Raw genomic sequence first — 17,872 nt, forward strand, 5'->3', positions numbered from 1 at the left:
CTTATAACCGTGGCTCAATAGGCTCATAACTACCGATCCTGAGGGAGCGACATGAGCAGCTATTTTGACGGCGGCGAAACGGATGTGATCATCATCGGCGGCGGCGCCACCGGCGCAGGCATCGCCCGCGACTGCGCGCGGCGCGGCTTGCGCTGCATTTTGCTGGAGCGCCACGACATCGCCACCGGCGCCACCGGCCGCAACCACGGTTTGCTGCACAGCGGCGCGCGCTATGCGGTGACCGACGGCGAGTCGGCGCGCGAGTGCATCGAAGAAAACCGCATCCTGAAACGCATCGCCCACCACTGCATCGAGCGCACCGATGGGCTGTTCATCACCCTGCCGCAGGACTCGCTGGACTATCAGCAACAGTTTATCGCCGCCTGTCGCCAGGCCGACATCGGCGCCGAAGCGATCGACCCGCAGCTGGCGCTGCGGCTGGAGCCGGCGGCTAACCCGGCGCTGATCGGCGCGGTGCGCGTGCCGGACGGCACCGTCGATCCCTTCCGGCTGACCGCCGCCAACATGTTGGACGCGCGCGAACATGGCGCGCAGATCCTGACCTATCACCAGGTGGTGGGATTGTTGCGCAGCGGCGATCGGGTGACGGGCGTGCGCGTTTACGACCATCAGAATCAGCGGCGCTATGCGCTGCATGCGCCGGTGGTGGTCAACGCCGCCGGCATCTGGGGCCAGCAGATCGCCGAATACGCCGATTTGCGCATCCGCATGTTCCCGGCCAAGGGGGCGCTGCTGATCCTCGGCCACCGCATCAACAACATGGTGATCAACCGCTGCCGCAAACCGGCGGACGCCGACATCCTGGTGCCGGGCGACACCATCTCGCTGATCGGCACCACCTCGACCCATATCGACTACGACCAAATTGACAACATGCTGGTGACCCCGCAGGAAGTGGACATTCTGATCCGCGAGGGGGCGCTGTTGGCGCCCACCCTGGCGCAGACCCGCATTCTGCGCGCCTACGCCGGGGTACGGCCGCTGGTGGCCAGCGACGACGACCCCAGCGGGCGCAACGTCAGCCGCGGCATCGTGCTGCTCGATCACGCCGCCCGCGACGGGCTGGAAGGGTTTATCACCATCACCGGCGGCAAGCTGATGACCTACCGCCTGATGGCGGAGTGGGCCACCGACAAGGTGTGCGAAAAGCTTGGCGTAAACCGCCCGTGCACCACCGCGCAGGATGCGTTGCCCGGCTCCCGCCAGTCGGCGGAGGAGACGGTGCGCAGCGTGGTTTCTCTGCCCGCCAGCATTCGCGGCTCGGCAATTTACCGCCACGGCGATCGCGCCAGCCAGGTGCCGGCGGCCGATCGGCTCGACACCAGCCTGGTGTGCGAATGCGAGGCGGTGACCGCCGGGGAAGTGCGTTATGCGGTCAACTCGCTGACCGTCAATAACCTGGTGGATCTGCGCCGCCGCACCCGCGTCGGCATGGGCACCTGCCAGGGCGAACTCTGTGCCTGCCGCGCCGCCGGGCTGTTGACGCGCTTTAACGTCAGCACGTCGCAGCAGTCCATCGCGCAGCTGTCGCAGTTCCTCAACGAACGGTGGAAAGGCGTACGGCCGATCGCCTGGGGCGACGCGCTGCGCGAGAGTGAATTTACCAGCTGGGTTTACCAGGGGCTATGCGGGCTTGAGGCCCAGGCCGACAAGGAGCAGGAGGCGGATGATGCGATTTGACGTAGTGGTGATTGGCGGTGGCCTGGCGGGCCTGAGCTGCGCCATTGCCGTGGCCGAACAGGGCAAGCGCTGTGCGGTGGTCAGTTCCGGCCAGAGCGCGCTCTACTTCTCCTCCGGCTCGCTCGACCTGCTGGCGAGATTGCCGGACGGCACGCCGGTCGAAATGCCGCTGGCGGCGCTACCGCAGCTGGCGCAGCAGGCGCCGCAGCATCCGTATGCCCTGATCGGGCCCGGCCGGGTGGCGGCGCTGTCCGCCGCCGCGCAGCGGTTGTTGGAGCGCTGCGGGCTGAACCTGCAGGGCGAGGGCGCCAACAACCATCTGCGCATTACGCCGCTTGGCACGCGTCGCGCCACCTGGCTCAGCCCGCAGGCGATCCCGACGCTGCCGCTGACCGGCCAACTGCCGTGGCGGCGCATTGCGGTGATCGGCATCGAAGGCTTCCTCGACTTCCAGCCGCAGATGGCCGCCGACTCTCTGAGCCGGGAGCTCGGCGTAGAGACGGAGGTGGCCTATCTGCACATGCCGGCGCTGGACAGATTGCGCAATAACCCCAGCGAGTTCCGCGCGGTAAACATCGCCCGGGTGCTGGATTTGATGGAAAGTCTGCCGCCGATGGCCGAGGAACTGCGGCGGTTGGCGGGGGCAGCCGACGCGCTCTTTCTGCCGGCCTGTTTGGGATTGGAGGACGACGCGTCGCTGGCGGTGCTGCAGGATGCGGTCGGCAAGCCGATCCGGCTGCTGCCGACGCTACCGCCTTCGGTGCCCGGCATGCGCTTGCATCAGGCGCTGCGGCGGCGTTTTCAACAGCTGGGCGGCGTTTTCATGCCCGGCGACAGCGTGCTGCGCGCCGAGTGCGAAGCCGGCCGCGTCACGGGCCTGTATACCCGCAACCACGGTGATATTCCGCTGCGGGCGCAGCAGGTGGTGTTGGCCAGCGGCAGCTTCTTCAGCAACGGGCTGGTGGCGGATTTCGACGGGGTGCGCGAGCCGATCTTCGGGCTGGACGTACACAGCCGCGCGGATCGCGCCGACTGGAGCCGGCGCGAGCTGTTCGCGCCGCAGCCTTATCTGCAATTTGGCGTGCGCACCGACGGCAGGCTGCGGGCGATGAAGCAGGGCATGCCGTTCGACAATCTGTACGCCATCGGCGCGGTTGCCGGCGGCTACGATCCGCTGCAGCAAGGCTGCGGCGCCGGCGTGTCATTGATCGGTGCGCTGCACGTCGCGCAGCAGATCGCCGCGGAGGAAAACGCATGAGCCTGCATCAGGACCACAGCTTTGAAAGCTGCATCAAATGCACCGTCTGCACCACCTATTGCCCGGTCGCCAAAGTGAACCCGCTCTATCCGGGGCCAAAACAGGCGGGGCCGGACGGCGAGCGGCTGCGGCTGAAAGATCCGGCGCTGTACGACGAAGCGCTGAAATACTGCACCAACTGCAAACGTTGTGAAGTGGCCTGCCCGTCCGACGTCAAAATCGGCGATATCATTCAGCGCGCCCGTGCCGACTTCGCCCAGAGCAAGCCGACGCTGCGCGACGCCATCCTCAGCCACACCGACATCATGGGCTCGCTGTCGACGCCGTTCGCGCCGATCGTCAACGCCGCTACCGGGCTGAAACCGGTGCGCAAGCTGCTGGACAAGGCGCTGAAGATCGATCACCGGCGAGAACTGCCGAAATACTCGTTCGGCACTTTCCGCCGCTGGTACCGGCAACAGGCGCAGGCTCAGCGGCGCTATGCCGAGCAGGTGGCGTTTTTCCACGGCTGCTTCGTCAACTATAACCATCCGCAGCTGGGCAAGGATTTGATCCGGGTATTCAACGCGCTGGATATCGGCGTGCAGCTGCTGAAGCGCGAGAAATGCTGCGGCGTGCCGCTGATCGCCAACGGGTTTATCGAGCAGGCCAAAAAGCAGGCCAGGGTTAACGCCGAGTCGCTGCATGAAGCGGTGCTGGAGCGCGGCATCCCGGTGGTGGCGACCTCATCGAGCTGCACCTTCACCCTGCGCGACGAATATCCTCATCTGCTGGACGTGGACACCACCCCGGTGCGCGACCGGGTGGAGCTGGCGACGCGCTATCTCTATCGCCTGATCAATCAGGGGCGCAGCCTGCCGCTGAAGCGCACGCCGCTGCGGGTGGCTTATCACACGCCTTGCCATATGGAGAAGATGGGCTGGACCGCCTACACGCTGGAGCTGCTGCGGCAGATACCGGGGCTGGAGCTGGTGGTGCTGGATTCGCAGTGCTGCGGCATCGCCGGCACCTACGGGTTCAAATCGGAGAACTACGCCACTTCGCAAGGCATCGGCGCGCCGCTGTTCCGGCAGATCGAAGAGAGCGGAGTGGATCTGGTGGTGACCGACTGCGAGACCTGCAAATGGCAGATAGAAATGTCCACCAGCAAGCACTGTGAGCATCCGATCACCCTGCTGGCGCAGGCGCTGGCATAAAAACGAAAGGGCCGGCAAGCCGGCCCTCTGTGGGATTACTGCTTCAGCTTCAGGGTGGAGATGATGCCTTCGGCTTCGGCCTGCGCCTGCTGCTGATTGTCCGCCGGCAGCGTCACCTGAATGGTCAGCATGTTGTTGTTCAGCGAGCCGATCAGGACGGAGGAATAGGCTTTTTCGCCGCCGCTGGTGATGATGCTGTCCAGCTGACGCAGCGGCACGCCGTTGACGTCGAGCGCTTTGTTGGTGATCACCTGCAGGTTGGCGTCACGCGCGCGCTGGGTATTCTCCAGGCGCTTGGCCAGAGTCTCCAGGCTGTCGGCGGTCTTGTCGCCCAGGATCACGATCACCGCGCGCTGGCCGGTGCTGTCTGCGTAAACATGCATGTTGTTGGCCTGGTTGCCCAGCTTGCCGCTCTGATCCGCCATGCCGACCGGCAGGGTGAACGCCAGTTTACCGTCCAGCAGGCTGACCTGCTGCCCGGCCGGCGCGCTGGCCGCCGCGCCGTCAGACGCTGCCTTGGTGTCTTTGGTGTCGCCGTCGCAGGCCGCGAGGCCAAGCGCCAGCAGGCTGATACCCATCAATTTCGCTACTTTACGCATCGGGCTTCCTTCTTCCTTTCCGGTAGGGATTCACTGTCGTATCGCAACCTATTCCAGGCTGAAATGCAAGGCAGATGTTGTCACAAGTTTTTCTCCAGTAATAGCCGATAATCAGCCACTTCGCCTTTCTTTTCCAGCTGAACAATCTGATAGTGGTGGGCGAGCAGCATCGTCAGCATGGCGCGGAACCGGTTACGGGTTTTGACCGTCAGCCGGCGATAGCCCTGCGCCCGCGCCCAGCGCTCCTGTTCGGCCAACAAGGCCTGCGCCACGCCGTGGCGACGAAATGCCGGCAGCACGCCGCCCAGCCAGCTGTAAAACACCGTTTCCCGCTGTTGATAACCGAGTTTGAAACCGGCCGGCTGGCCGTCGATGTCGGCGATCAACAGGCTGGCGGAGGCACCGCCGATGCGCCGCTGCAGATCGGCCAGGCTATGCAGGCCGCCGAATTCGGGGATGCGCTGGTAAAGGCGGTGGATTTCTTCGAGCGTGGCGGTGCGGACGATTGGGGTCATGGGCGGCCTCCAAAGGATAGGGCCGCCCAGAATAACACGGCTCAGCCCGGCTGCAGGCTGCCGCTGCGCGCCGCGATGCGTTTGAGCAGCATGTTCAGCAACACGCCGTACATCGGCAGGAAGAACAGCAGGCAGATCATTACCTTGAAGCTGTAATCCACCAGCGCGATCTCCACCCAGTTGTTGGCCATGAAGGGATCGCTGCTCTTGTAGAAGGCGATGAAGAAGAACGCCAGCGTATCGCTGATATTGCCGAAGAACATCGCCGCCGCCGGCGCCACCCACCAGGCGCTGCGTTGGCGCAGGCGATTGAAGACGTGAACGTCGAGGATCTGGCCGAGCACGTAGGCCATAAAGCTGGCGACGGCGATACGCGCCACGAACAGGTTAAAACTGCCCAGCGCCGCGAAGCCCTGCCATTCTCCCTGATAGGTGACGGTGGAGATCACGTAGGAGATGAACAGCGCCGGCACCATCACCGCCAGGATAATCCGCCGCGCCAGCGGCGCGCCGAAGATGCGCACGGTCAGATCGGTCGCGAGGAAGATAAACGGGAAGGTAAAGGCGCCCCAGGTGGTATGGAAGCCGAAAACGGTGATCGGCAGCTGCACCAGGTAGTTGCTGGAGGTAATGATGGCGATATGAAACAGCGAAAGCCAGACCAACGCCGTGAAGCGCTGCTGTGCGGTAAACGAATACATATTGTAGCCTTTTTAGCAGTGGGGTGAGGGAACCCAGTGTGTCTTGTCAAAACAGCAAAAAACGCTGCGCGGCGGCATGATACGCGTTTGCGCAACCAATGCAATGGTTAAATTTAACGCAAACGTTAACGCATCTTGCACAGAAAAACTACCGGCGTAAACTAGGCGCTAATGAGATGCGGCGAGCGTTCGCCGATCGTTTTGAACGAGAAAAATTGCATGACTGACTTATTTGCCCAGGCAGACCAGACGCTCGACGCGCTGGGCCTGCGTTGCCCGGAACCGGTGATGATGGTGCGCAAAACCGTGCGCCATATGGACAACGGCGAAACGCTGCTGATTATCGCCGACGATCCGGCCACCACCCGCGATATTCCGGGGTTCTGCCGCTTTATGGAGCATACGCTGGTGGCGCAGGAGACCGAGCAGGCGCCATACCGTTATCTGTTACGTAAAGGTGTATAGTTTTTAATCGCCTCGTGAGATAAGCTCCCTGCGATCGGGGAGCGTTCGAAGGGGACAAACGATGAGTATTTTACTACTGCCTACGGTTGCCAAGATGGAAAATGAGGAACGTACACAGGGCTATGAGCGCTGGTTTCTTGAAAGAGTTCAGGAAGCCATGGATGAGCCGCGGCCCGGCATTCCTCATGATGACGTGATGGCTGAAATGGATGCTGTTATCGCTGCTGCAGAAGCCAGGATCAAAGCGAAGCAGGCATAATGCTCAACATCGAATGGACTCGAGCCGCACGTCAGGATCTGGTGGAGATTGTGGGATTCATCGCCAATGATAACCCTCTGGCGGCCAGAAAAATGAAGGTTCTCATCATGGAGGCCGTCATTCCCGCCGCCAGACATCCTCGAATTTTCCGGCGCGGCAGAGTGGACGGCACGCATGAAATCCCCCTACATCCCCGTTATCTCCTGGTTTACCAGGTGCTGGAAACTCACATCCGGGTGTTGCGGGTTTTACATACGCGCCGACAATATCCTTAATACTGCCGCTGCAATCGATAATGCCGGGTTCCCATTGAGGAACCAGGCCTGGCGCCGCGTTATTGGCGCTTTCTCAACAACCGCAGCGCGTTGGCGGTGACCAGCGCGGTGGCGCCGGAGTCCGCCAGCACCGCCAGCCACAAACCGGTCAGCCCCAGCAGGCTGGTGATCAGGAAGATCCCTTTCAACCCCAGCGCGATGGTGATGTTTTGCCGGATATTGGCGTGGGTGGCGCGCGAGATGCGAATCATCTCCGCGACGCCCAGCAGCCGGTTGTGGGTCAGGGCGGCGTCGGCGGTTTCCAATGCCACGTCGGTGCCGCTGCCCATGGCGATGCCGATGCTGGAGGCTTTCATCGCCGGGGCGTCGTTGATGCCGTCGCCGATCATCGCCGTCGGACGCAGTTCGCTCAGCTCGGTGACCGCGTTGACCTTATCTTCCGGCAACAGACTAGCGCGATAGTCGAGGCCCAGCTCGCCGGCGATCGCCGCGGCGGCGCGCGGGTTGTCGCCGGTCAGCATCACGCCGCGAATACCCAGCGCGTTCAGTTCGGCTATCGCCTGTTTGGCGTCGCTGCGCAGCGTGTCGCGCAGCGCCAGCAAGCCGATGGGCGCGCCGTCTTCCAGCACCACCACCGCCGTTTTACCGGCGTTTTCCAGCTTGTCTACCTTGCTCTGCCATTGAACGGCGAGCAGGCCCGGCGCCAGCTTGCCCGGCGCGCTGATCAGCACGGTCTTGCCGTCCACGATCCCTTCCACGCCGACGCCGGCCAGCGCGCGGCGCGCCTGCGCCAGCGGCAGCTCGGCCCCGCTTGCGGCGGCGCGGTTGATGATCGCCTGCGCCAGCGGGTGATGTGAACCGGCCTCCACCGCGGCGGCAAGCTGCAGCAGCCGCTGTTCGGTGAGCGCGCCGATCGGCAGCACGTCGGTCACCGTCGGCTTGCCTTCGGTCAGGGTGCCGGTTTTATCGAAGGCGATGGTTTGTATCTGGCCCAGTTGCTCCAGCGCCGCGCCGCCTTTAATCAGCGCGCCGCGCCGCGTGGCGGCCGCCAGCCCGGATGTAATGGCCGCCGGGGTCGAGATCACCAGCGCGCACGGACAGCCGATCAGCAGCAGCGTCAGGCCGCGATAGATCCAGGTATCCCACGGCTGCGAGAACAGCAGCGGCGGCACCAGGATCACCGCGACGGCCAGCAGCATAATGGCCGGGGTGTAGTAACGGCTGAACCGATCGAGGAAGCGTTCGATCGGCGCGCGGCGCTCTTCGGCTTCTTCAATCAGCTGCAGAATGCGGTCGATGGCGTTTTTGCCGGGCTCGGAGATCACCTTCATCTGCGCCGCCTGATCGACGGACAGGCTGCCGGCGGCCACTTTCTCGCCCTGCTGGCGCTCGACCGGCACCGATTCGCCGGTCAGGGCGCTTTCGTCGAAGCTGGCGAACGGATTGAGCAGCTCGGCGTCGGCCGGCAGGCGCCCGCCGGGCGCGATTTCAATCACGTCGCCAGGGCGCAGGCTGGCGACCGGCACGCGTTTGCGTTCCGTGCCTTGCAGCAGCAGCGCGTCTTCCGGCACCAGCTCCATCAGCGCCGTCACGCCGCGTCGCGCGCGGTTGGCGGCGTAGGATTCCAGCAGTTCGCCGACCATAAACAACAGCAGCACCATCGCCGCTTCGGCGGTGGCGCCGATGAACAGCGCGCCGATGGCCGCCACGCTCATCAGCGTTTCGATGGCGAATGGCGTGCCGGAGCGGATCAAACGCAGCGCCTTGGCGGCGACCGGCGCCAATCCGACCAGCGTGGTGGCGATAAAGGCGATGCGCCCCAGCTCCGGGTTAACCCGATCCAGCACCCAACTGACGACCATCAGGGTAGTTAACAGCAGCAGCGGTGCGAATTCGCCGAAGCGTGAGGTTTTCGGCGCGGCGGCTTTGGCGTTCTGAGTGCCGAGCAGGGTAAAGCCGGCCTGGGCGACCGCGTCCTGGATCCGCAGGCTGATGTCGGACTGTGCGTCGACCACCAGCTTTTCGGTGGCGAACAACACGCGCGCGCTGTCGACGCCGGGGAGTGCGGTGACGGCATTTTCGATTTTCTTGGCGCAGCTGGGGCAGTCCATGCCGGTGACTTTCCAGCTGAAACGTTGGCTACCGGAAGGGGGAGCGGCGGCCAGCCTGTCGCTTTCCTCGTCCGGATCGTCGGGCGTGGCGGCGCAGCAGCCGCTATCGCCATGATCGTGATGATGGTGGGCCTGTTCGGCCTGTGCGGCGGCGTTTTTCGGTTCGCTGCTGCAGCCATGCTGCGTTTTGCTGTGGCTGTGGTTGCAGCCGCATCCGCCTTCGGCGTGGTGATGTTCCTGATGATTATGGTTTTGCTGATTGTGCATAACGTCCCCCTTCGGGCTGTTAAACGGGTTTGCTCAACTGACTCTACACCCTGGAGTCCACTCCAGAGTCAAGCGCCCGATGAGAATTATTGCTAACGGCGTTTAAGCGTAGAAAGGGGGATTCATTCAATAATGAATAATGCGAATTTTAATCTATCGGCTTTTCTTATCCCCTATTTGGGGAAACAGGCTCGCCGCCGATAGTTTAAATAAGAAAATAATATTCCTATAGAAACTAAAAAATCGCCCGACCTAATAATAAAGAGTTATTAATCTATAACGCTTTAGCAAAATTTACCTTTTACCCTAGGGAAAGCCAGCATGATTCGCTTGAGTCTGCAGGCCGCATTGCTATTGAAGTTTGGTGCCAACTTCTCCTCATCAAGTTTCATTTGTTTTGTAAAGAAGCCAGAAAAGCAGCATAACAAACTTTCGTTGCGATAATAAATGGTTGATTATTTTATGTGCAGTTTTGCGACCCTGCCTATAATTGGAATCGATTACCATTTTTAATGGTGATCTTATTTGCTGATATATATGCATTAATTCTACCTAACACACTGCCGGCAACGGCGCATAAGCCCCTTCCAGCAGGCCTGAGGTTCATTAACCGTGGCTTACGGGGAGGTTATGTCTATCTGTCTGATTGATATCAATCAGGTAATGAGTGGAATCGAACCAATGCAATCTACTAAAAAGGCAATTGAAATTACTGAATCCAGCCTTGCGGCCGCGACAACCGGCTACGATGCTGTAGACGACCTGCTGCATTATCATGAGCGGGGCAACGGGATTCAGATTAATGGCAAGGATTCATTTTCTAACGAGCAAGCTGGGCTGTTTATTACCCGTGAGAACCAAACCTGGAACGGTTACAAGGTATTTGGCCAGCCGGTCAAATTAACCTTCTCCTTCCCGGACTATAAGTTCTCTTCCACCAACGTCGCCGGCGACACCGGGCTGAGCAAGTTCAGCGCGGAACAGCAGCAGCAGGCTAAGCTGTCGCTGCAGTCCTGGGCGGACGTCGCCAATATCACCTTCACCGAAGTGGCGGCCGGACAAAAGGCCAACATCACCTTCGGCAACTACAGCCAGGATCGTCCCGGCCACTATGATTACGGCACCCAGGCCTACGCCTTCCTGCCGAACACCATTTGGCAGGGCCAGGATCTGGGCGGCCAGACCTGGTACAACGTCAACCAATCCAACGTGAAGCATCCGGCGACCGAAGACTACGGCCGTCAGACGTTCACCCATGAGATTGGCCATGCGCTGGGCCTGAGCCACCCGGGCGACTACAACGCCGGTGAGGGTAACCCGACCTATCGCGACGTCACCTATGCGGAGGATACCCGCCAGTTCAGCCTGATGAGCTACTGGAGTGAAACCAACACCGGTGGCGACAACGGCGGCCACTATGCCGCGGCTCCGCTGCTGGATGACATCGCCGCCATTCAGCATCTGTATGGCGCCAACCTGTCGACCCGCACCGGCGACACCGTGTACGGCTTTAACTCCAACACCGGTCGCGACTTCCTCAGCACCACCAGCAACTCGCAGAAAGTGATCTTTGCGGCCTGGGATGCGGGCGGTAACGATACCTTCGACTTCTCCGGTTACACCGCTAACCAGCGCATCAACCTGAACGAGAAATCGTTCTCCGATGTGGGTGGCCTGAAGGGCAACGTCTCGATCGCTGCCGGTGTGACCATCGAGAACGCCATTGGCGGTTCCGGCAACGACGTGATTGTCGGCAACGCGGCCAACAACGTGCTGAAAGGCGGCGCGGGTAACGACGTGCTGTTCGGCGGCGGCGGGGCGGATGAGCTGTGGGGCGGTGCCGGCAAAGACATCTTCGTGTTCTCTGCCGCCGGCGATTCCGCACCGGGCGCTTCAGACTGGATCCGCGACTTCCAGAAAGGGATCGACAAAATTGACCTGTCGTTCTTCAACAAAGAGGCGCAGAGCAGCGATTTCATTCACTTCGTCGATCACTTCAGCGGCACGGCCGGCGAAGCGCTGCTGAGCTACAACGCTTCCAACAACGTGACCGATTTGTCGGTGAATATCGGTGGCCATCAGGCGCCGGACTTCCTGGTGAAAATCGTCGGCCAGGTTGACGTCGCCACTGACTTTATCGTGTAACACAGCAACGGAACGCCCGGCGCAGTCTCGGCCGGGCGTGATGCGGGAGCCCGGTATGAAAGGTACTTTAACGCGCACCGCTTTGGCGGCGGGCGGCATGATGGTGACAAGTGCGGTCATGGCCGGCAGCCTGGCGCTGCCGACCGCGCAGTCGCTGGCGGGGCAATGGCAGGTGGCCGACAGCGAGCGGCAATGCCAAATCGAGTTTTTGGCGAATGAGCAAAGTGAAACCAACGGCTATCAGCTGGTGGATCGGCAACGGTGTTTGCAAAGCGTGTTTGCGGCGGAAGTCGTGGGCTGGCGCCCGGCGCCGGACGGCATCGCTCTGCTGCGGGCGGATGGCAGCACGCTGGCGTTCTTCTCGCGCGACGGCGATCTGTATCGCAATCAGCTGGGCGCCGATGATGCCCTGACGTTGAAAGCGCTGGCTTGATAATGAAAAACGGGTTCGGCGCGCCGAACCCGCGGCAGAGAGTTACAGGTAGAGCGAACGCACGATCAGGAAGTGGCCGGAGAAGTAACAGAAAGCCACGATGGCGTCCGCCGCACGGAAGGTGAAACGGTAGCGGTTGAGCAGCCAAACCACGTTGGCCAGCAGCAGCAGCGAGGTGCCGGTCAGCAGCGAGAAGCCGAAATCGGTGCTGCGCAGGAAATATTGCTCGCCCGCCAGCCAGACCATCAGCAGCGTCATCGCCACGTAGGTGACGATCGGCCAGCGCATCTCTTCCAGCCGGGTCCAAAGGGTGGCCAGCAGCAACGCGCCGATCGCCAGCAGCGCCAGCGGCAGCGGCCAGAACAGGCTGAACGTCATCTGGCTGGCGAAGCTCAGGGTATACAGCAGATGGGACAGGAAAAAGGCGCCGATGGCGTACAGCACCCGCTCGCGCGGCAACAGGAGCAGCGCGTCGCCGATCAGCGTCGCCAGCAGGCCGAGCACGATCAGATAACCCGCGGCGCCGAGCACCGGCGCCTGCCAGGCCAACAGCAACAGCAGCAGCAGCGTGACGGGTTTGAACACCCAGCGCTGCCAGCGCGGGCCACGGTATGAGGCGTCGACGAACAGCCAACCGGAAAAGAATACGGCAAGGAACGGCCAACTCATTTATGTCTTCCTTATGCATGAGGGAGCCGCAACAACCGGCTCCAAACTGTCACCAATGTCACTTCTTATTTCAGTGTAGGTAGCCTGCCGACGATCGACAATGCTTTCTTGAGAATGCTATGTTTACGCCGATTTGGCCGTGAAGGAAATGGGAAACCGATGAGCAAACCACCGTTATTTTTTGTCGCCGTGATTGCGCTGATCGCCGTGCTGGCCACGCAACGCTACTTCAAACAGCGCCAGCGGGAGGCGGAAAACGATCGCGCGCCGATGCGCAGTCTGCAGGTGACGGTGAGCGACAAGCGCAGCTTCCCGGTCGCCAGGACCCGCGCGCCGCAGCGCGAACCGCTGGTCAATGAGCCAATGTATTACGAGGTGGTGTTCAGCCCGAACCAGGGCGGTGAAGACATCACGCTTCGGCTGAAACAGTGGCAATACAACCCGATAGAAAAAGGCGAGCAGGGCACGTTGAACATGCAGGGCACGCGCTTCGTCTCTTTCAGCGTTCAGCCGTAGCGGTCATTTCTTCTTGATGGGCGGCTGTTTCTTTTGCCAGGCCAGCAGCTCGAACACGCCAAAGATAAAGATCTTGGCTTCTTGCCAGTAGCTGATTGGCTGATCCTTCGGCTGGGTGGATTTCAACAGCACCAGCTGCAGGCCGTGCATCACCACCATAAAGAACAGCGCCACGTCGATGAAATACTTCAGCGGCTTGGGAAAAGGATGGAACAGGTTAGAGAGCAGGAAGCCCCACACGCACAGCATCAGCAGGCGGCCCAGATTAATCAGCATGGTCGGTTTTCTCTTGCGAACGAATATAAAGGCGATAGGCCACCTGGCCGGCGACCTTCTCCCGGTGCAGCTGCCAGCTGGCAGGCACGTCCGCCGCGGCGCTTTCCGCCTCGGCTTCTACATAGATCCAGGCCTCGTCGGCCAGCCAGCCACGCTGCTCCAGCAGCCAGGCGGTCTCCGCCAGCAGGCCTTTGCGAAACGGCGGATCGAGGAACACCACGTCAAACGGTTGGCCCTCGCCCGCCAGCCAGCTCAGCGCGTTGGTGTTGATAACCACCCCCTTGCCCTGCAGCAGCGCCAGATTTTTTTCCAGCTGCTGCGCCACCGGCCGTTCGAATTCCAACAGCGTGGCGCTGCCGGCGTAGCGCGACAGCGCTTCCAGCCCTAATGCGCCGCTGCCGGCGAAACAGTCCAGGCAGCGCGCACCCTGAATCACCGGCGCCAGCCAGTTGAACAGGGTTTCGCGCACCCGATCGGTGGTGGGGCGCAGCCCCGGGCTGTTCGGCACCGGAAGCTTGCGACCGCGCCATTGGCCGCCGATGATGCGGATCTGTCCGGCTGCGGCCTGGGGCGGTTTTTTGGCCGCCGCCCGTGGCGAGAGTCTTGTCATAAGCGTTGTTTGATTTCTTTTGCGGCGCGGAGCCGTAGAGGTTAACGAAAAGTTGCCCCTATTCTACCGGTGACGGGCTTCGGGGGGAACGGTAAAACTTTGTTGTCTGATTTCACACCGGAAAGCGTGCCGGATGCGTGTTGCTGCGCGAGGGAAAGTGATAGACTCGGCGGATTATTGTCAGCATATATCCTTCAGGTATGTAGGGTAAGCGAGCCTTCGGTACGGAGTAGAGTCATAACATGGCAAAAGATAAGAAACGTGGGTTTTTCTCCTGGCTGGGGTTTGGCCAGAAGGAAAAGGAAGAAGAGCAACAGCAACCTGAGCAGCCGGTAGAGCAGGCGGAGCCTCAGGCCGCGGAGACGCCGGCTGAACCGGCCACCGCCAAGCTGGATGACAAGCTCCCCGCCCAGGAATCTGAACCTGCCGCCTCCGTCGACACCCCGGGAGAGTGGGATAGCGGCCAGGCCGGCGAACCCATCGCGGAAAACCTGCCGGCGGCGGCCGAACACCCGACGGCGCAAGCGTTGGCCGAAGAGATTGTCAGCGTGACCGAGCAGGTAGTGGCGCAGCAGCAGCCGGTTGTCGAGCCCGAGCCAGTTGTTGAGCCTGAGCCGGTCGTTGAGCCTGAGCCGGTCGTTGAACCCGAGCCGGTTGTCGAGCCCGAGCCGGTTGTCGAGCCCGAGCCGGTCGTTGAGCCTGAGCCGGTCGTTGAACCCGAGCCGGTTGTCGAGCCCGAGCCGGTCGTCGAGCCCGAGCCGGTGGTCGAACCTGAGCCGGGCGTCGAGCCCGATCCGCAGGGAGAACCTGAGCCGCACGACGAGCCCGAGCCGCACGTCGATCCCGAGCCGGTGGTGGAGCCTGAGCCGGTCGTAGAACCCGAGCCTGTTGTCGAGCCCGAGCCGGTCGTCGAGCCCGAGCCGGTTGTCGAACCTGAGCCGGTCGTCGAGCCCGAGCCGGTTGTCGAACCTGAGCCGGTCGTCGAGCCCGAGCCGGTTGTTGAGCCTGAGCCGGTCGTTGAGCCCGAGCCGGTCGTCGAACCAGAACCGGAACCGGAAGAAGAAGCGCCGCTTGAACCTGTGGTGCCGGCCGCTGCGCAAGAGCAGGAGCGGCCGACCAAAGAGGGCTTCTTCGCTCGCCTGAAGCGCAGCCTGCTGAAAACCAAGCAAAACCTCGGCTCCGGCTTTATGGGGCTGTTCCGCGGTAAAAAGATCGACGACGACCTGTTCGACGAGTTGGAAGAACAGCTGCTGATCGCCGATGTCGGCGTGGAGACCACGCGCAAGATCATCACCTCCCTGACCCAGCACGCCAGCCGCAAGCAGCTGAAAGACGCCGAAGCGCTGTACGGCAAGCTGAAGGAGGAAATGTCCGAAATTCTGGCCAAGGTCGATCAGCCGCTGGATGTCAGCGGGAAAACCCCGTATGTCATTCTGATGGTCGGCGTGAACGGCGTGGGTAAAACCACCACCATCGGCAAGCTGGCGCGCCAATTCCAGGCGGAAGGCAAGTCGGTGATGCTGGCGGCGGGGGATACTTTCCGCGCCGCGGCGGTGGAGCAGCTGCAGGTGTGGGGCGAACGCAACCGCATTCCGGTGGTGGCGCAGCATACCGGGGCGGATTCCGCTTCGGTGATCTTCGATGCGGTGCAGGCCGCCAAGGCGCGCGGCATCGATGTCTTGATCGCCGATACCGCCGGCCGTCTGCAGAACAAATCGCACCTGATGGAAGAGCTGAAGAAGATCGTCCGCGTCATGAAAAAACTGGACGACCAGGCCCCCCATGAGGTTATGCTGACGCTCGATGCCAGCACCGGCCAGAATGCGGTCAGCCAGGCGAAATTATTTAATGAGGCCGTGGGCTTAACCGGCATCACGCTGACTAAACTGGACGGTACCGCCAAGGGCGGGGTGATCTTCGCCATCGCCGATCAGTTCGGTATCCCGATTCGCTATATCGGCGTCGGGGAAGGCATCGAAGATTTGCGGCCGTTTAAGGCTGACGATTTTATTGAGGCACTTTTTGCCCGAGAGGATTAATACGGATGATTCGCTTTGAACAGGTCAGTAAAGCTTATCTGGGCGGACGGCAAGCGCTGCAGGGGGTCGATTTCCATCTGCGCCCGGCGGAAATGGCGTTTCTGACCGGCCATTCCGGCGCGGGGAAAAGTACCCTGCTGAAACTGATTTGTGGTATCGAACGGCCCAGCGCCGGCCACATCTGGTTTGGCGGCCACGACATCAGTCGTTTGAAAAACCGCGAGGTGCCGTTCCTGCGTCGGCAGATCGGCATGATCTTCCAGGATCACCACCTGCTGCTGGATCGCACGGTGTATGACAATGTGGCGATGCCGCTGATCATCGCCGGCGCCAGTACCGAAGACATCCGCCGCCGCGTCTCCGCCGCGCTGGACAAGGTCGGTTTGCTGGATAAAGCGAAGAACTTCCCGATTCAACTGTCCGGCGGTGAGCAGCAGCGCGTGGGCATCGCCCGTGCGGTGGTGAACAAGCCGGCGGTGTTGCTGGCGGATGAACCGACCGGCAACCTGGACGACGCGCTGTCGGAAGGCATTCTGCGCCTGTTTGAAGAATTCAACCGCGTCGGCGTCACCGTATTAATGGCGACGCACGACACCGGGCTTATCGCCCGCCGCAATTACCGCATCCTGACGCTGAGCCAGGGCCGCATGCAAGGGGGCGCTCACCATGGCCAATAACGCAAAAACCGCCAAGAGCAAGGCGCTGCGCGGCGGCTGGCGCGAGCAGTGGCGTTACGCCTGGATGAACGCCATCAAAGACATGCTGCGCCAGCCGTTGGCGACGCTGTTGACGGTGATGGTGATCGCCATCTCCCTGACGCTGCCGAGCGTGTGCTACATCGTGTGGAAAAACGTCAGCACCGCGGCCAGCCAGTGGTACCCGACGCCGCAGCTGACGGTCTACCTGGATAAATCGCTCGACGACGACGCGGCGCTGAAAGTGCTCGACGCCATCAAGGCGGAAGCCGGCGTGGAGAAGGTGAATTACCTGTCGCGTGAAGAAGCGCGCGGCGAGTTCCGCAACTGGTCGGGCTTTGGCGGCGCGTTGGACATGCTGGAAGAGAACCCGTTGCCGGCGGTGGCGATCGTTACGCCGAAGATGAGCTTCCAGAGTTCGGATACCCTCAACACCCTGCGCGATCGCGTGGCGGCGGTGCAGGGCGTGGAAGAAGTGCGTATGGATGACAGCTGGTTTGCCCGCCTGGCGGCGCTGACCGGGTTGGCGGGCCAGATCGCGGCGATCATCGGCGTGCTGATGATCGTGGCGGTGTTCCTAGTGATCGGCAACAGCGTACGTCTGAGCATCTTCAGCCGCCGCGACACCATCAACGTGATGAAGCTGATCGGCGCCACCGACGGTTTTATCCTGCGGCCGTTCCTTAACGGCGGGGCGATGCTCGGCTTTGCCGGCGCGCTGCTGTCGCTGGTGCTGTCCGGCGCGCTGGTGTGGCAGCTGGAGTCGGTGGTCGCCGGGGTGGCCAAGGTGTTCGGCACCACCTTCACCCTGCACGGGCTGGGCTGGGACGAGGCGCTGTTGCTGCTGATCATCTCCGCGATGATCGGTTGGATCGCCGCCTGGCTGGCGACGGTGCAACATTTACGCCGATTTACACCACAGTAAGATTTTTTTGGTATACTCTTCTCCTGCTGCTTTTGATCGCGTTGCGGGAGAAGAGTGACCTCAAGCGAAGTCAGCAAAACACCTCTCTTCTTAGCGCACAAATTCCCTATCGGCCTGCACTCTCGTCACGTATTGTCAGCAACAATGCTTGCAAAAAAGGGTGAACTTTTAGGGCGGAGTACGGTCAAAAATTGCAGCAAATGTTAAGGTGCCCGGC

19 protein-coding genes are annotated in these 17,872 nt (G+C 61.7%); 12 read left to right on the top strand and 7 right to left on the bottom strand.

What is annotated here, in order from left to right; genetic code table 11:
• Positions 1-51 precede the first annotated feature (51 nt).
• The 3 genes from glpA to glpC are packed head-to-tail and all read left to right on the top strand — an operon-like array spanning position 52 to position 4,155.
• A complete protein-coding gene (gene glpA, locus REA38_RS16675) occupies positions 52-1,701 on the top strand; it encodes an anaerobic glycerol-3-phosphate dehydrogenase subunit A (protein WP_308886263.1) in 1,650 nt (549 codons plus the stop codon).
• A complete protein-coding gene (glpB, locus tag REA38_RS16680) occupies positions 1,691-2,959 on the top strand; it encodes a glycerol-3-phosphate dehydrogenase subunit GlpB (protein ID WP_033654017.1) in 1,269 nt (422 codons plus the stop codon). Before glpA ends, glpB begins: the two co-directional genes overlap by 11 nt.
• Positions 2,956-4,155 carry an anaerobic glycerol-3-phosphate dehydrogenase subunit GlpC gene (gene glpC / locus REA38_RS16685; protein ID WP_033636667.1) on the top strand — a complete coding sequence of 400 codons (1,200 nt, stop codon included), beginning with the start codon at positions 2,956-2,958 and terminating at the stop codon, positions 4,153-4,155. Before glpB ends, glpC begins: the two co-directional genes overlap by 4 nt.
• Before the next feature lie 35 nt (positions 4,156-4,190).
• Here the strand turns inward: glpC and REA38_RS16690 are convergent, their stop codons facing one another.
• From REA38_RS16690 to REA38_RS16700, 3 genes are all read right to left on the bottom strand, one after another.
• Positions 4,191-4,754 carry a DcrB family lipoprotein gene (locus REA38_RS16690; protein WP_033636670.1) on the bottom strand — a complete coding sequence of 188 codons (564 nt, stop codon included), beginning with the start codon at positions 4,752-4,754 and terminating at the stop codon, positions 4,191-4,193.
• Between the two features lie 80 nt (positions 4,755-4,834).
• The gene (locus tag REA38_RS16695) at positions 4,835-5,269 is read right to left on the bottom strand and encodes a GNAT family N-acetyltransferase (RefSeq protein WP_164105553.1); all 435 of its coding nucleotides are present in this window, start codon (positions 5,267-5,269) and stop codon (positions 4,835-4,837) included.
• 41 nt (positions 5,270-5,310) lie between these two features.
• Positions 5,311-5,970, bottom strand: a complete 660-nt coding sequence (locus REA38_RS16700) for a 7-cyano-7-deazaguanine/7-aminomethyl-7-deazaguanine transporter (RefSeq protein WP_033636672.1) — start codon at positions 5,968-5,970, stop codon at positions 5,311-5,313.
• A 219-nt stretch (positions 5,971-6,189) separates the two neighbouring features.
• Between REA38_RS16700 and tusA the strand changes: the two genes are divergently transcribed.
• The 3 genes from tusA to REA38_RS16715 all read left to right on the top strand — a co-directional run bounded on the left by tusA (position 6,190) and on the right by REA38_RS16715 (position 6,969).
• Positions 6,190-6,435 carry a sulfurtransferase TusA gene (gene tusA / locus REA38_RS16705; RefSeq protein WP_025304890.1) on the top strand — a complete coding sequence of 82 codons (246 nt, stop codon included), beginning with the start codon at positions 6,190-6,192 and terminating at the stop codon, positions 6,433-6,435.
• 61 nt (positions 6,436-6,496) lie between these two features.
• A complete protein-coding gene (locus tag REA38_RS16710) occupies positions 6,497-6,694 on the top strand; it encodes a hypothetical protein (RefSeq protein WP_033649649.1) in 198 nt (65 codons plus the stop codon).
• Positions 6,694-6,969: a type II toxin-antitoxin system RelE/ParE family toxin gene (locus tag REA38_RS16715; protein WP_308886265.1), complete on the top strand. Its 276-nt coding sequence runs from the start codon at positions 6,694-6,696 to the stop codon at positions 6,967-6,969. Before REA38_RS16710 ends, REA38_RS16715 begins: the two co-directional genes overlap by 1 nt.
• Positions 6,970-7,028: 59 nt before the next feature.
• Here REA38_RS16715 and REA38_RS16720 read toward each other — a convergent pair whose 3' ends face one another.
• Positions 7,029-9,347 (bottom strand): zinc/cadmium/mercury/lead-transporting ATPase, encoded by a 2,319-nt coding sequence (locus REA38_RS16720; RefSeq protein ID WP_308886266.1) that lies wholly within the window; start codon positions 9,345-9,347, stop codon positions 7,029-7,031.
• 681 nt (positions 9,348-10,028) lie between these two features.
• On the opposite strand from REA38_RS16720, the gene REA38_RS16725 reads away from it, so the two are divergent.
• Together REA38_RS16725 and REA38_RS16730 are read left to right on the top strand one after the other, a co-directional pair.
• Positions 10,029-11,492 (top strand): serralysin family metalloprotease, encoded by a 1,464-nt coding sequence (locus REA38_RS16725; RefSeq protein ID WP_033636674.1) that lies wholly within the window; start codon positions 10,029-10,031, stop codon positions 11,490-11,492.
• A gap of 55 nt (positions 11,493-11,547) precedes the next feature.
• Positions 11,548-11,925, top strand: a complete 378-nt coding sequence (locus REA38_RS16730) for an AprI/Inh family metalloprotease inhibitor (protein ID WP_038874139.1) — start codon at positions 11,548-11,550, stop codon at positions 11,923-11,925.
• A gap of 42 nt (positions 11,926-11,967) precedes the next feature.
• Here the strand turns inward: REA38_RS16730 and REA38_RS16735 are convergent, their stop codons facing one another.
• The gene (locus tag REA38_RS16735; RefSeq protein ID WP_033636676.1) at positions 11,968-12,594 is read right to left on the bottom strand and encodes a lysoplasmalogenase; all 627 of its coding nucleotides are present in this window, start codon (positions 12,592-12,594) and stop codon (positions 11,968-11,970) included.
• A 159-nt stretch (positions 12,595-12,753) separates the two neighbouring features.
• Here REA38_RS16735 and REA38_RS16740 point away from each other — a divergent pair, with 159 nt between their 5' ends.
• Positions 12,754-13,110: a DUF2500 domain-containing protein gene (locus REA38_RS16740; RefSeq protein WP_308886267.1), complete on the top strand. Its 357-nt coding sequence runs from the start codon at positions 12,754-12,756 to the stop codon at positions 13,108-13,110.
• Positions 13,111-13,113: 3 nt separating this feature from the next.
• Here REA38_RS16740 and REA38_RS16745 read toward each other — a convergent pair whose 3' ends face one another.
• Complete coding sequence (locus REA38_RS16745) at positions 13,114-13,386, bottom strand: DUF1145 family protein (RefSeq protein WP_004934327.1); 273 nt, start codon at positions 13,384-13,386, stop codon at positions 13,114-13,116.
• Entirely contained in the window at positions 13,376-13,996 is a 621-nt protein-coding gene (gene rsmD, locus REA38_RS16750; RefSeq protein WP_308886268.1) for a 16S rRNA (guanine(966)-N(2))-methyltransferase, read from the bottom strand. Before rsmD ends, REA38_RS16745 begins: the two co-directional genes overlap by 11 nt.
• A gap of 242 nt (positions 13,997-14,238) precedes the next feature.
• Here rsmD and ftsY point away from each other — a divergent pair, with 242 nt between their 5' ends.
• Genes ftsY through ftsX form a run of 3 tightly spaced genes read left to right on the top strand, consistent with a single transcriptional unit; the run spans position 14,239 to position 17,655 of the window.
• Entirely contained in the window at positions 14,239-16,035 is a 1,797-nt protein-coding gene (ftsY, locus tag REA38_RS16755; protein WP_308886269.1) for a signal recognition particle-docking protein FtsY, read from the top strand.
• Positions 16,036-16,040: 5 nt separating this feature from the next.
• Entirely contained in the window at positions 16,041-16,712 is a 672-nt protein-coding gene (gene ftsE / locus REA38_RS16760) for a cell division ATP-binding protein FtsE (RefSeq protein ID WP_004934337.1), read from the top strand.
• Positions 16,702-17,655, top strand: coding sequence for a permease-like cell division protein FtsX (ftsX, locus tag REA38_RS16765; protein WP_033636680.1), 954 nt, complete (start codon positions 16,702-16,704; stop codon positions 17,653-17,655). Before ftsE ends, ftsX begins: the two co-directional genes overlap by 11 nt.
• The last annotated feature ends 217 nt before the right edge of the window (positions 17,656-17,872 follow it).

The sequence above is a fragment of the Serratia sp. MF1(2023) genome, from assembly GCF_030954545.1.
Classification (GTDB): Bacteria; Pseudomonadota; Gammaproteobacteria; order Enterobacterales; family Enterobacteriaceae; genus Serratia; species Serratia sarumanii.

Excerpts from the sequence above, each read along its gene's own strand:
- REA38_RS16690 (WP_033636670.1), bottom strand. The coding sequence starts at position 4,754 with ATGCGTAAAGTAGCGAAATTGATGGGTATCAGCCTGCTGGCGCTTGGC.
- glpC (WP_033636667.1), top strand. The coding sequence starts at position 2,956 with ATGAGCCTGCATCAGGACCACAGCTTTGAAAGCTGCATCAAATGCACC.
- REA38_RS16700 (WP_033636672.1), bottom strand. The coding sequence starts at position 5,970 with ATGTATTCGTTTACCGCACAGCAGCGCTTCACGGCGTTGGTCTGGCTT.
- REA38_RS16720 (WP_308886266.1), bottom strand. The coding sequence starts at position 9,347 with ATGCACAATCAGCAAAACCATAATCATCAGGAACATCACCACGCCGAA.
- REA38_RS16740 (WP_308886267.1), top strand. The coding sequence starts at position 12,754 with ATGAGCAAACCACCGTTATTTTTTGTCGCCGTGATTGCGCTGATCGCC.
- REA38_RS16735 (WP_033636676.1), bottom strand. The coding sequence starts at position 12,594 with ATGAGTTGGCCGTTCCTTGCCGTATTCTTTTCCGGTTGGCTGTTCGTC.
- REA38_RS16715 (WP_308886265.1), top strand. The coding sequence starts at position 6,694 with ATGCTCAACATCGAATGGACTCGAGCCGCACGTCAGGATCTGGTGGAG.
- ftsY (WP_308886269.1), top strand. The coding sequence starts at position 14,239 with ATGGCAAAAGATAAGAAACGTGGGTTTTTCTCCTGGCTGGGGTTTGGC.
- REA38_RS16710 (WP_033649649.1), top strand. The coding sequence starts at position 6,497 with ATGAGTATTTTACTACTGCCTACGGTTGCCAAGATGGAAAATGAGGAA.
- ftsE (WP_004934337.1), top strand. The coding sequence starts at position 16,041 with ATGATTCGCTTTGAACAGGTCAGTAAAGCTTATCTGGGCGGACGGCAA.
- REA38_RS16745 (WP_004934327.1), bottom strand. The coding sequence starts at position 13,386 with ATGCTGATTAATCTGGGCCGCCTGCTGATGCTGTGCGTGTGGGGCTTC.
- REA38_RS16725 (WP_033636674.1), top strand. The coding sequence starts at position 10,029 with ATGCAATCTACTAAAAAGGCAATTGAAATTACTGAATCCAGCCTTGCG.
- tusA (WP_025304890.1), top strand. The coding sequence starts at position 6,190 with ATGACTGACTTATTTGCCCAGGCAGACCAGACGCTCGACGCGCTGGGC.
- glpA (WP_308886263.1), top strand. The coding sequence starts at position 52 with ATGAGCAGCTATTTTGACGGCGGCGAAACGGATGTGATCATCATCGGC.
- rsmD (WP_308886268.1), bottom strand. The coding sequence starts at position 13,996 with ATGACAAGACTCTCGCCACGGGCGGCGGCCAAAAAACCGCCCCAGGCC.
- ftsX (WP_033636680.1), top strand. The coding sequence starts at position 16,702 with ATGGCCAATAACGCAAAAACCGCCAAGAGCAAGGCGCTGCGCGGCGGC.
- REA38_RS16695 (WP_164105553.1), bottom strand. The coding sequence starts at position 5,269 with ATGACCCCAATCGTCCGCACCGCCACGCTCGAAGAAATCCACCGCCTT.
- glpB (WP_033654017.1), top strand. The coding sequence starts at position 1,691 with ATGCGATTTGACGTAGTGGTGATTGGCGGTGGCCTGGCGGGCCTGAGC.
- REA38_RS16730 (WP_038874139.1), top strand. The coding sequence starts at position 11,548 with ATGAAAGGTACTTTAACGCGCACCGCTTTGGCGGCGGGCGGCATGATG.